General features: G+C 49.4%; 12 protein-coding genes. 5 read left to right on the top strand and 7 right to left on the bottom strand.

The genetic code is table 11. The features are described 5' to 3' along the window. Position 1: 1 nt before the first annotated feature. The 4 genes from H8K38_RS02715 to H8K38_RS02700 are packed head-to-tail and all read right to left on the bottom strand — an operon-like array spanning position 2 to position 3,579. Entirely contained in the window at positions 2 to 823 is an 822-nt protein-coding gene (locus H8K38_RS02715) for an EI24 domain-containing protein (protein WP_255422796.1), read from the bottom strand. After that, positions 820 to 1,812, bottom strand: coding sequence for a sterol desaturase family protein (locus H8K38_RS02710; RefSeq protein WP_186883224.1), 993 nt, complete (start codon positions 1,810 to 1,812; stop codon positions 820 to 822). Before H8K38_RS02710 ends, H8K38_RS02715 begins: the two co-directional genes overlap by 4 nt. Then, entirely contained in the window at positions 1,812 to 2,642 is an 831-nt protein-coding gene (locus H8K38_RS02705) for a polysaccharide deacetylase family protein (RefSeq protein ID WP_186883223.1), read from the bottom strand. The genes H8K38_RS02710 and H8K38_RS02705 overlap by 1 nt, the downstream gene beginning before the upstream one ends. Further along, a complete protein-coding gene (locus H8K38_RS02700) occupies positions 2,605 to 3,579 on the bottom strand; it encodes a cytochrome D1 domain-containing protein (RefSeq protein ID WP_186896696.1) in 975 nt (324 codons plus the stop codon). Before H8K38_RS02700 ends, H8K38_RS02705 begins: the two co-directional genes overlap by 38 nt. A gap of 239 nt (positions 3,580 to 3,818) precedes the next feature. Here H8K38_RS02700 and H8K38_RS02695 point away from each other — a divergent pair, with 239 nt between their 5' ends. After that, positions 3,819 to 4,175, top strand: a complete 357-nt coding sequence (locus H8K38_RS02695; protein WP_186883221.1) for an FKBP-type peptidyl-prolyl cis-trans isomerase — start codon at positions 3,819 to 3,821, stop codon at positions 4,173 to 4,175. Between the two features lie 216 nt (positions 4,176 to 4,391). After that, positions 4,392 to 5,123: a hypothetical protein gene (locus H8K38_RS02690; RefSeq protein WP_186883220.1), complete on the top strand. Its 732-nt coding sequence runs from the start codon at positions 4,392 to 4,394 to the stop codon at positions 5,121 to 5,123. A 506-nt stretch (positions 5,124 to 5,629) separates the two neighbouring features. Here the strand turns inward: H8K38_RS02690 and orn are convergent. After that, on the bottom strand, positions 5,630 to 6,214 hold the full coding sequence (gene orn, locus H8K38_RS02685; protein ID WP_186883219.1) for an oligoribonuclease: 585 nt from the start codon (positions 6,212 to 6,214) through the stop codon (positions 5,630 to 5,632). Between the two features lie 39 nt (positions 6,215 to 6,253). Between orn and H8K38_RS02680 the strand changes: the two genes are divergently transcribed. From H8K38_RS02680 to rsgA, 3 genes are all read left to right on the top strand, one after another. After that, the gene (locus H8K38_RS02680; protein WP_186883218.1) at positions 6,254 to 7,522 is read left to right on the top strand and encodes a M48 family metallopeptidase; all 1,269 of its coding nucleotides are present in this window, start codon (positions 6,254 to 6,256) and stop codon (positions 7,520 to 7,522) included. A 62-nt stretch (positions 7,523 to 7,584) separates the two neighbouring features. Further along, the gene (locus H8K38_RS02675) at positions 7,585 to 7,935 is read left to right on the top strand and encodes a 4a-hydroxytetrahydrobiopterin dehydratase (protein ID WP_186883217.1); all 351 of its coding nucleotides are present in this window, start codon (positions 7,585 to 7,587) and stop codon (positions 7,933 to 7,935) included. Then, the gene (rsgA, locus tag H8K38_RS02670; protein WP_186883216.1) at positions 7,935 to 8,840 is read left to right on the top strand and encodes a ribosome small subunit-dependent GTPase A; all 906 of its coding nucleotides are present in this window, start codon (positions 7,935 to 7,937) and stop codon (positions 8,838 to 8,840) included. Before H8K38_RS02675 ends, rsgA begins: the two co-directional genes overlap by 1 nt. A gap of 57 nt (positions 8,841 to 8,897) precedes the next feature. Here rsgA and H8K38_RS02665 read toward each other — a convergent pair whose 3' ends face one another. After that, positions 8,898 to 10,043 carry a cell division protein FtsQ gene (locus H8K38_RS02665; protein WP_186883215.1) on the bottom strand — a complete coding sequence of 382 codons (1,146 nt, stop codon included), beginning with the start codon at positions 10,041 to 10,043 and terminating at the stop codon, positions 8,898 to 8,900. Between the two features lie 9 nt (positions 10,044 to 10,052). Beyond that, positions 10,053 to 11,450 (bottom strand): MBOAT family protein, encoded by a 1,398-nt coding sequence (locus H8K38_RS02660; RefSeq protein ID WP_186883214.1) that lies wholly within the window; start codon positions 11,448 to 11,450, stop codon positions 10,053 to 10,055. Between the last annotated feature and the right edge of the window lie 3 nt (positions 11,451 to 11,453).

The raw sequence follows: 11,453 nt of genomic DNA, 5'->3' as shown, positions 1-11,453 counted from the left end.
CTTATTGTACAAGAGCAGACGACGCTGCTGCCCGCTGTTGTGCCAGCGCCGCCAGACAATAGTGCTGGAACCACAGACCGGAAAAAACAAATACCAGCACATACAGCCAGATCGCAAATCCAGCGATCACCGGCAAGAACATCACCGCCATCACACCGCCCAGCCACAACAAACCCGGCGCGGCACCGAATATACCCGCAATCGTTCCCATGAATAATAAAGACCAGCGATGCTGTTTCACCAGAGCGCGGCGCTCATCAGCATCCGCGTGTTCAGCCAGCGCATCATAGACGATCACGCGATAAGTGAGCCAACCCCATAACAAGGGTTGCAAGACCAGACTCACAGGTGGAAATAAAGTCAGCGGCAACGTCAGCAGCCAGACAACTGCAAAAATCACAAATGAACTGAGGGAATACCCTATGCTGCCGAGCAAAGAACCACCGTGGCGTTGTTCCAGTTGCGGATAATGGCGGGACCCAACATGTTTGCTGATCGCAGGCATCGCAAACAAGCCTATGCACAATAAAGCGGTAAATACCATCAGCGGTAACAACAGCCACATCGCCACCAGCGGCACCACCATCGCTTTCAATGTGAACAAGCCTATCATTCCCAGGATGTCACCAGCGGTCTGAAAACTGTTGTGATCGGCAAACCATAGTTGCAGATAATCGATCAGCGCCTGCAGACCAAACCACATGGCGACGCTCCAGATCAACAGCGCAGCCAGAAATGGAATGAACGTCAGTAACAACATGCGAAAGTGTAATTGCGCCGCAACCGCTCTCCCCCATGCGATACCCACCGCAGCAATATTCATGAGTGCGTTTCCTTTTCCATACCGGTCATGCGTTTGAGTCCCAGCCATTGCTGCGCCCAGAATCCACGACCATAGTCGCGGGAACATCCTTCCGGTGCAGGCAACTGATCACGAATGCCGGTCTCGGCATATTCTTGACTGAATAAAGCCGTGCCAAACAGCACATCCCATAGCGGAAATAACACGGCAAAATTATGCCCGCCCAAGGTGCCTTTGCCTTGCGTTTCATGCCCCAGACCAATCGCGTGATGCATGCGGTGATAGCGTGGCGACACCAGTAAATAATCACCGAACCGGCCGAAATGCAGACGCACATTCGCATGCTGCAGGCTCTGCAACATCTGCGATGCCATCACCAGCATCACATACTGCCCCGGCTCCACGCCTATCACAATCGCAATCATGCCCATGTAAATATCACGCAGGAAATCATCCAGCAAATGATTACGGTTATCACTCCACAGATTCATATTGCGCTGGCTGTGATGCAGACTGTGCAAACCCCACCACCAGTTGAACTGATGGCTGGCACGGTGATACCAGTAATCAAAAAAATCCAACACAAACAGGTAAGCAATAAACAGCAAGGCCGGATATTGCAAGAAACCTGACCACAGATTTTCCAGATTAAAAGGGTTGACGCCCTGTAAATGCAAGACCGCTGTCAGATAATCAAATACCGGAGTCAGCAGAAAAAACACCACCATCGAAAACGCGCCCAGGCGATGCAAGGCGGTATAAATAAAATCGTTCCAGCGGGCGTAACGGTCGGTGATCTTATGTACCGGTATCCAGGACTCCAACGGGCGCAAGATCAGGAACAAAATAATCAGTTGTAATACGCCGAAAATAAACCACTCAACACCCTCAAATGAATCTTCCACATATTCACCCAGCCCGACATAAAACATCGTCGGCTGCACGATGGCTTGAAAAATCCAGGATTGCAGGTTGGTCAGTAAATCTGAGAAGTAAGCAATGAAATTCATTATTTGCCAGTGGAATAGGAAGGATGCTCGCGTAGCGTAGCAAAACAAAAGGATTTTTGCTCAAGCCCGGTAATCAAGGGTTCCAGATTTTCCGGTGCCCAGGCCTGCTTGCGCGACCAGATGCCGAGGTGCGCCATGAAAATATCGCCATCCCGCAAATGATCCAGTGCGCGTTTTAACAGCAGCGCATTACTGAATTTTTCGCTGGATAATTCATCGCCGGAAAAACCGGCAGGTGCCCATGCCACATGATGGTAACCGCAAGCTTCGCCCGCTTTCAATAAATTCGGTGTCAGCTTACCGCCAGGAGCGCGCCAGTAGGGATCAAGTTGTTTACCGGTCAGTTGCAGAAAACGCTGGTTCACACGGCGCAATTCGCTGCAATATTGTTGCGGCGTCCACGCTAGTTTTTTTCCTGCATCAGCACCGAACTGGGGACGTACTTCAATCCGTCCATCAGGCAAATCACCAATCACATAAACGTGATCAAAAGTGTGCGACCCAAACGCATGGCCTTCATTTGCCAGCGTTTTCCAATACGGAGCCCACGATGGATCGAGAGAATAATCGTCACGCACCGTTTTTTCGTTCGCCAGAAAAAAGGTGGCCTTGATCTGATGGCGACGCAGGGTTGCCGCAATCAATTCCGCCTGCGACTGGCTGCCGGTATCAAACGTCAGATAAATCGTTCCCTTACATGCGGCAGAATGAGCGGCAGCGGTCGCAGCGACAGCGCTGATCTGCACCGGCAGAATCAACGCTGCCAGTGCGGCTGCAAGGTAAGGATGGTGCTTAGATGTTGCCGGCACGATTGGCAAAGAAAACGCCATGTGGGGAGCGGCCGACCGGAATCAGCTTGATGACTTTTCTGGAAGGAATATCAACGACCGCCACTTTTTTAATCCAGCGCAGAGTCGCCCACAAAGTCTTACCATCTTCACTGACTTCCATGCAATCAGGGCCGCCGGGAACAGGGATACTGCCAACCATTTCCAGTGTTTGCTGATCGAGGATATTGATTTCATTCGAGGTGCGGTTCGACACAAACACATGACGTTTATCGCCCAGCGCACGGAAATTATGGGTGCCGACACCGGCCTTGATACGCTTGACGGTTTTTTGTGTGCGCCAGTCAATCACTTCGACGTAATCTTTGCCCATGATGCCGACCAGCAGATATTTATCATCCGGCGTCATCACGATACCCGCTGGCAGCTTACCGACAGGAATCGTCCATTTCACTTTCTGCGTCGCCAGATCAATTGCCGACACCTGATCACTACCCTGCTGAGTAATGAACACGGTCGTGCTGGCGGCATCAAATGCCATGTGGCTAGGTAATTTCGCCAGCGGAACACGGTTCACCAGCTTCAGATCCTGACCATCGAATTTATAAAAATCGACGCGATCAAGGCGCAGTGAATTTGAGACGAACCATTTCTGATCCGGTGAAAAACCGATCTGATACGGATCAGCAATATCCTTGATACGACGCTGAATCTGGCCACTCTTAGGATCAAGAAACACCAGCTCATCACCAATCGCATTCGCCACAATCAGAGATTTATTATCCGGCGTCGCCATCAGATGATGTGGTTCTTTACCGATAGGAAAAGTACTGATTTCTTTGTACGTCTGCTGATCCAGCAGACTGACCGTCGCATCACGCGAATTCAGCACGACCACAACGTTTGACTGTGCTGCCGGTACAACGGCGGGAATCAATAAACCAAAAAACAGAGATGCCAACAAAGAACGACTACGCATGAAAGAAGACCGCCAATAAATGAAATAAGTCTGCATTTTACCGTGCATAGTCGCCAACGGCTTAGATCAAGCTTGCTGTTTTTTTACTTTTCAGCCGATATTGAGAAAAATCAAGGCGACAACTTTCACTCAGGAAACACCGCTCCGCGAAGAAAAGGCCATCGCCCGGGCAGATTCCAGCGCCCTGATCTGTTTTTGCTCTACAATTGCGCCACTTTTTGACAAATGAAGGGGAAACCATGAGCACAATTACTACCGTCAGCGGTTTGCAATACGAAGATAAAATCGTCGGTGAAGGCGCAGAAGCGCAAGCAGGCAATCACGTTGTCGTTCATTACACAGGCTGGCTGCAAAATGCCGACGGCAGCGTCGGCGCGAAATTTGATTCCAGCAAAGACCGCAATGATCCGTTCTCCTTCCCACTCGGTGCTGGCCACGTGATCAAAGGCTGGGATGAAGGCGTACAAGGCATGAAAATCGGCGGCACCCGCATCCTGACTATCCCCTCCAGCCTCGGCTACGGCCCACGCGGCGCCGGCGGTGTGATTCCACCGAATGCAACTTTGATTTTTGAAGTAGAACTTCTGGGCGTATAAGCCAGAAAGCAGAAAGCGCGTCGCGCCAGATCGATGCGCTTCTAAATTGCCTTATTAAAAAATAAGAATAAAGTGTGCATTAATTAAATAATGGATAAATTAGTCAACGATTTCAAGTTCAATAAAATGAAACCCCATTGATGTGATCATAAATATCAGAGGTAATTTTTTAATTAATATTTAGAATTTACTGAAAGTCAATTTTGAAAGAGTGGAATGACGTCCAAAATAGGTTCTTTTATTGCTGGAGGAACAACTGTAATCACCGCGATTGTAGTTGTGGTTGCGTTAACGGGAGCAAAAATCCCATCGAAGTATGTCGAATTTGATGAGATTTCTGTAGGGAGGATCAATGTTGTTGAACCTGACGGTACAAAACGAATGATTATCTCAAGTAAAGCACGCTTCCCAGGTGATTTTGAAATGAATAAAGAAACTTTGCGTCCTGATAGAGCCTCTTTTGCGGGCATTCTCTTTTTAGATGAAAATGGAAACGAGAATGGAGGCCTGATTCAAAAAGGTAGTGAATCGAAGGATGGAAAAATCAATGCGGGGCTATCTTTTACTTTCGATAGATATCGACAAGACCAAACGTTACAACTTGAACACAAAAGTGATGAAAATAACTCAATAAGCGGGATTAGCATTAATGATGTTCCTAATTATAAAGTTACTTCTATGACTGACATTCGGCGATTTAAAAGTGAGTCCGATAAGTTAACACGAGACGAAAGTAACGCGTACTGGGAGAGATTGTCTACTGAAGGGCGTTTGGCCGAGAACAGAATTTATATGGGAACAACAGCAGACAAGGGCTCTGCACTTAGCTTGAAAGACGCTAAAGGCCGAACAAGAATGTTATTGCTTGTTACTGCACAAGGAAAATCAGAAATCAGGATGATGGATGAAGACGGCAATATCGTAAAGACAATTTCAGCTATAAATTAATTGCCTTTTTTTAAAAGCAATCACGGGTTTTAGCCTGATTATCGAAACCACATGAAAAACGCACTCTGTTGAGATTTTATGAGCTCGCGCTGGTCGCCGTACCAGCAATAGTACAAAAAGCACCGCCTAACATTGATCATTTCAGCGAAACAGGGATTATGCGGAAGCTGCTTTATTCCCCAAATGAAAAAATGGGAAATTCATATACCCACCTAATATATTGAACCTGTCCGGAAACAAAAGAATGAGGACAGCGGCGCATTAGGTTTCGTTAGGCGGTCAACGCTCCGGTAAGCATTTTTGATCTATATTTGCACAACTCAACATCTACCCTTACGCGACACTAAAAATATAAAAAAGCTACTCCCAATTAAAATGGAATAGCTTTTTTTATCGCTGCTTTCTTATGATTGCCAGAGCTTTAACGCCAACATGATTTCAGATTCAGACATGTGATCTGCTCATCGATCGCTCAAAGCATGCGGTGCTTTTTAACACCAGGCGGATTATTCCTTGATGAAATGCTGACGGTAATACTTGAGTTCCTCGATGGATTCAACGATGTCGGCCAGCGCGGTGTGTTTCTGATGTTTTTTAAAGCCTGTCGATAATTCTGGTTTCCAGCGGCGGCAGAGTTCTTTCAGCGTCGACACATCCAGATTGCGGTAGTGGAAGAAGGCTTCCAGCTTAGGCATGCCGCGCGCCATGAAACGGCGATCCTGACAAATCGAGTTACCGCACATCGGCGATTTACCGGCTGGCACATACGGTTTCAGAAACGCGATCAATGCTTCTTCAGCATCGGCTTCGCTGAACGTCGATGCTTTGACTTTATCGATCAGGCCGGAGCGGCCATGTGTGCCTTTATTCCAGGCGTCCATTTTGTTCAGCGTTTCATCCGACTGATGGATGGCAAATACAGGGCCTTCTGCCAGCACATTCAATTGCGAATCCGTGACTACCACAGCCACTTCGATAATACGGTCATTATCAGGGTCAAGGCCGGTCATTTCCATGTCCACCCAGATCAGATTCATTTCATTTGGGCGTACAGGCGGTGTGTTTGCTTGAATGTCGGTCGCTTGTGACATAATTCTTCCTTAGCTTTTTTACGAATGTCACATTTTCCCATGATTTCAGTCGCCTTTTCGGTTTTCTTCATTTCCTTTCTGCTGGTCACGCTGCTGGTGCAGTTCTGGCTGGGCTCGCGCCACATTCGCCACATACTGCAACACCGTTCTCAGGTGCCTGCGCAATTTGCCGAAAAAATCCCGCTGGCAGCACATCAGAAAGCCGCCGACTACACCATTGCGAAGACCAAGCTCGGGCTGGTGCTGCTGATATTCAATGCGCTGGTGCTGATAGCCTTCACCTTGTTTGGCGGCTTGCAGTGGCTGTCTGTCACACTGGTGAAAATCACCGGCCCGGGTATGTGGTATCAGATCAGTCTGATCGCCGCATTTGCCGTCGTCAGCAGTTTGCTGGAACTGCCGTTTTCGTATTACTCGCAATTCGTGCTTGAACAGAAATTTGGCTTTAACAAAATGACGTCGGGTCTGTTCTTCGGCGACCTGATAAAAAGCACGCTGCTGGGCGCGGTGATTGGCCTGCCCCTGATCTGGGTGGTGCTGACGCTGATGGATAAATCCGGTGCGTTGTGGTGGCTGTATGCGTGGTTATTCTGGAGCGGTTTTCAGTTATTGATGATGCTGATTTACCCCAGCGTGATCGCGCCGCTGTTCAATAAATTCACCCCGCTGGAAGATGATAGTCTGCGTGCGCGTATCGAAGGGCTGATGCAGCGCGTCGGTTTTGCATCGAAAGGCCTGTTCGTGATGGACGGTTCTAAACGCAGCGCCCACGGCAATGCGTATTTCTCAGGGTTTGGCGCATCAAAACGCATCGTCTTTTTTGATACTTTGTTGTCGCGTCTGGCTCCGGCTGAAATTGAAGCGGTACTGGCGCATGAACTCGGTCACTTCAAACTAAAACATATCGTCAAACGCATGGTCGTGATCTTTGGCATGTCACTGGTTTTCCTGGGCTTGCTGGGCTATCTGAAAGAGCAGATCTGGTTTTATACAGGGCTTGGTGTTGAACCTATGCTGCTGGCAAAAAATGACGCGATGGCCTTGATTTTATTTATGCTGAGCGTGCCTGTGTTTACCTTCCTGTTTTCGCCGCTGACTTCGATCAGCTCGCGCAAACATGAATTTGAGGCTGATGCCTTCGCCGCCAAACATACGGATGCCAATGATCTGGTGGCAGCGCTGGTGAAACTGTATGAAGACAATGCGTCTACCCTGACGCCTGATCCGCTGCATTCTGCTTTTTATGATTCGCATCCACCAGCGACGGTACGGATTAACAAATTGCTGGCGGCGTCGTCAGCCGCGTAATTTCAGAAATAAAGTCAGACATAACGTGAGAAATAACGTCAGGAATAACCTCAGGAACAACCATGATTAAAACCGCCGATCTGCTCGCTAAAAAATCACAGGAAACCTTCACCGGATTACCGGAATCGGAATTACCTGCTTATCTGGCTGCCACGCCGGGCTGGGAGGTCGATGGCGCGCGTATCGCCAAAACTTATCAGTTCAAAAATTATTACGAAACACTGTCGTTCATCAACGCGATTGCGTATGTGATTCATGCAGAAGACCATCATCCGGAACTGGTCGTCACTTACAACCGCTGTGTGATCCGCTTTGACACGCATACGGTGAACGGCGGCAAAGGCGGCATTTCGGAAAACGACTTCATCTGTGCCGCTAAAATCGACGCCATTTTTGAGCAAAGTTTTTCCTGATGGCACATCTACAAGGTCTGGTTATCGCTGCACATGGCCGTCATTATCTGATACAGGCGACGATCAACGGCGAAGTACAAAAACTGCATTGCGTCACACGTGGCAAGAAAAGCGATGTCTCTGTTGGTGACGTGGTTGAATTCGCGCTGACATCGAAAAATCAGGGCGTGATCGAAGCCATTACGCCGCGTAAAACCTTGCTGTACCGCTCAGATCAGTACAAGTCAAAAATGCTGGCAGCGAATCTCACGCAACTGTTGATTGTGGTGGCAACAGAGCCCAGCTTTACTGACGATCTGGTTTCGCGGGCACTGGTTGCGGCAGAATCTTCCGGCATCAAGCCGCATCTGATACTGAACAAAGTCGATGTTACCGACTCACTGCCGAAAGCGCGTGAACGCGTCGGCTTGTATGCGAAGCTAGGCTACCCGGTGCATGAGGTTTCGGCCAAAGCCGATCCTGAAGGCACGCGGATTACGATGGAAAATTTGATGCGCGGTCAAAGCACGATATTGATAGGCCAGTCAGGCATGGGGAAATCCTCACTGATCAATCTGCTGATTCCCGATGCGGAAATCGCTACCCGTGAAATTTCGGCAGCGCTGGATACCGGCAAGCACACCACCACATTCACCCGCCTGTATCAGATGGACGAAAACTCGTATGTGATCGATTCGCCGGGCTTTCAGGAATTTGGTCTGCATCATCTGAGTGAAGGCATGCTGGAACGGGCATTCCCGGAATTTTTACCGCATCTGGGGCACTGCAAATTCTACAATTGCCACCACCATGCCGAGCCTGGCTGCGCGATTCTGGCCGCAGTAAAAGATGGCAGTATCGCCGCTATGCGGCACGAGCTGTTTGAACAACTCGTGCATGAATCCGCACAAACGGTCGGTTACTGATCGCTACGGATTGCTGAATTTTTACGCTGACTTTTCCATTGAATTTTCAGCGTTGAATTACAGCTTTCCTTGTTTCAGGCTTTCCAACCAGGCACGCTCTGAGGGTTTGAACGGCTTTTGCAACATGCGTTCTGGAATCTCCCACACTACGACTTTTGGCGGTTCCTGCTGCAATGCTTTGCTGTGCAGATAGGCTGAGGCAGAACCGTCAAAATCACCGCCATCTTTGGCCAGATTCGCTACCGGTGCCGCCAGATGCTGACTCAGAAACGGCACAAAATTACCGCGCAAGCTGAATGAGGTGCCGATTAAAGCTACCGCAGGCAATCCGCCGTCACCAAACAAATCGTCGCTGTTATTCGCGACTGGTGCCACGGTACTGGTCGCGGTCCTTTCAATTGCGGGACGTAAAGCAGCCGGTAATCCATCCAGATTGGCGACGCGGAATAAATCCCCCATACGCTCTGCGATCACGGTTTTCACCGCACCTGCAGGAAGCTCCGCATTGAACTTATCAACCAGGCCAGCACTTTGCAAATGCCTGGCAATCGCTGCCGCCGCTGCATTCGCACCTGCCTCACTCCAGTGCGAATCGGTCCGGTAATAACGCTCACCACTGAAACTGCTCAGTGCAGGATACAGATCGATCACCTCAACCTGTTTTGCACGTAAAGCCTTAATCCAGTCATCGCCACGTTGGGCAAAGCCCGCTGGCCGGTGCAGGCCACACAGATGCTGCTGTTCCACCCGTGACTTATCCGGAACGACCGCCACCACCAATTGCACGCCTTGCTTTTTCAGGCTCTGCGCAATCTGTCCGACCATGTATGCGCGCGCATTTGCATTCTGTGCGCCGCCGTCAAATGTCGTCAGCTCTTCCTGTAAAAAAAACCAACCGTCACAACCGACACGCACATTCGGGCCTGCATCGCGCGCAAGATTCCATCGAACCGCCCGCTCAAATTTGGCAAATGTTTTACTCCATGAAAAATGTTCATTGAGCTGCGTCGTAAACATCCGCGTCGCTTCACCCTGAACAATCTTCTGCACGTCCCCCATCTCTCGCCACTTCTGCAGTGGCACTTCTTGCAAAGACGATACCGTCGCAACCAGGCCAGCAGCAAGTATCGCGGCAAACGACAACGCCGGCACATAGCGCCACGCTCCGGCTTTTTTTGCATCAAAGGAAAAAGATTCGCTCATGTTTTCCTCTTAAAACTGGAAGTACAAAAATGGAATTGCCTTTTGCCCTGCCAGTACGATCACTGCATAAGCAAAGGTAAGTACAGGCCAGACCATACTCCAGCTCATAATACCGAGACCGCCCTGTTTCGCTATCCGGGTCGCAGGATAAACCACGCAAATCAGACCGATCACAAAGGTCAGCAAAATACCGGGACGCAAAGCCAGAATAATTTCATCACCGATACTCATACCGTTTAAACCAAGTTGTCCCGCCCACATGTCGAGCGCATTGTCGAAACCTGCGGCACGGAAGATCGTCCAGGAAAACATCACCGCCAACAAAGTCAGGCTGCGCGAAGCGAAATTGGGCATAGACCAGCCACGTTGAGTAAAGGCGCGATCGCAGCACAGCGCGCTACCGTGAATGATGCCCCAGATCAGATAATTCCAGTTATCACCGCCATGCCATAAACCACCGATTGCCATCGTCAGCATCAGATTCACATAGGTGCGGATTTTTCCCTGACGATTACCGCCGAGGCTGATGTAAAGATAATCCCGTAACCATGACGACAAGGTCATGTGCCAGCGCCGCCAGAAATCCTGTATCGACACCGCAAGATACGGGTTATTGAAATTTTCCTCAAAATGAAAACCCAGCATCAGGCCAAGGCCAATCGCCATTGCGCTATAACCGGCGAAATCAAAATACAGCTGAAACGTATAGGCGACACAGCCAACCCAGGCATCGCCAAATCCGGGATTTTTCAAGCCAAACGCCAGTGCCACCACCGGTGCCAGCGTATCGGCAATCAAGACCTTCATCGAAAAACCAATCATGAAACGACGTGCACCAAGCATGAATTTTTCAAATGAAAAAACACGTTCGCGCAGTTCTTTGTCGATCACTTTATAACGGACGATAGGGCCAGCAATCAGATGCGGGAACATCGCCATATACGCACTGAAAGAAATAAAGCTGTACTGTGCTGGTACGGTCTTGCGACGCACATCCACGATGTACGAAATCGCATGTAATACCGTGAACGACAAGCCTATCGGCAGCATCAGGTTTTCCCACGGTATGACGGGCATCTGCCGCCCCGTGAGTATGGTGTTCAGCGACGACACCACCATGTTGGTGTATTTGTACCAGACCAGCGACGCCAGATTCAACACTATGGTGGCCGCCATCAGCCGTGTTTTCAGGCGTTCATCATTGGTTCGGTCAATCAGGATCGCAGCACCCCATGCAAGGATGGTCAGCGCAATAATCAACAGCAGAAATTTAGGCGTCCACCATGCATAAAACAGCCAACTGCCAAACAACAATGTGTGATTGCGATACTGCTGCGGTGTGACCAGATACAGCGCAAAAAACAGAGGCAGAAATAGCGTCAGAAACTCAAGAGAAGCGAATACCATGAG

Origin of the sequence: Undibacterium sp. FT79W, from assembly GCF_014284215.1 — a bacterium.
Lineage (GTDB): Bacteria > Pseudomonadota > Gammaproteobacteria > Burkholderiales > Burkholderiaceae_D > Undibacterium > Undibacterium aquatile.
Note: the sequence above shows the minus strand (reverse complement) of the source record. Positions and strands in the feature narration are given on the sequence as shown.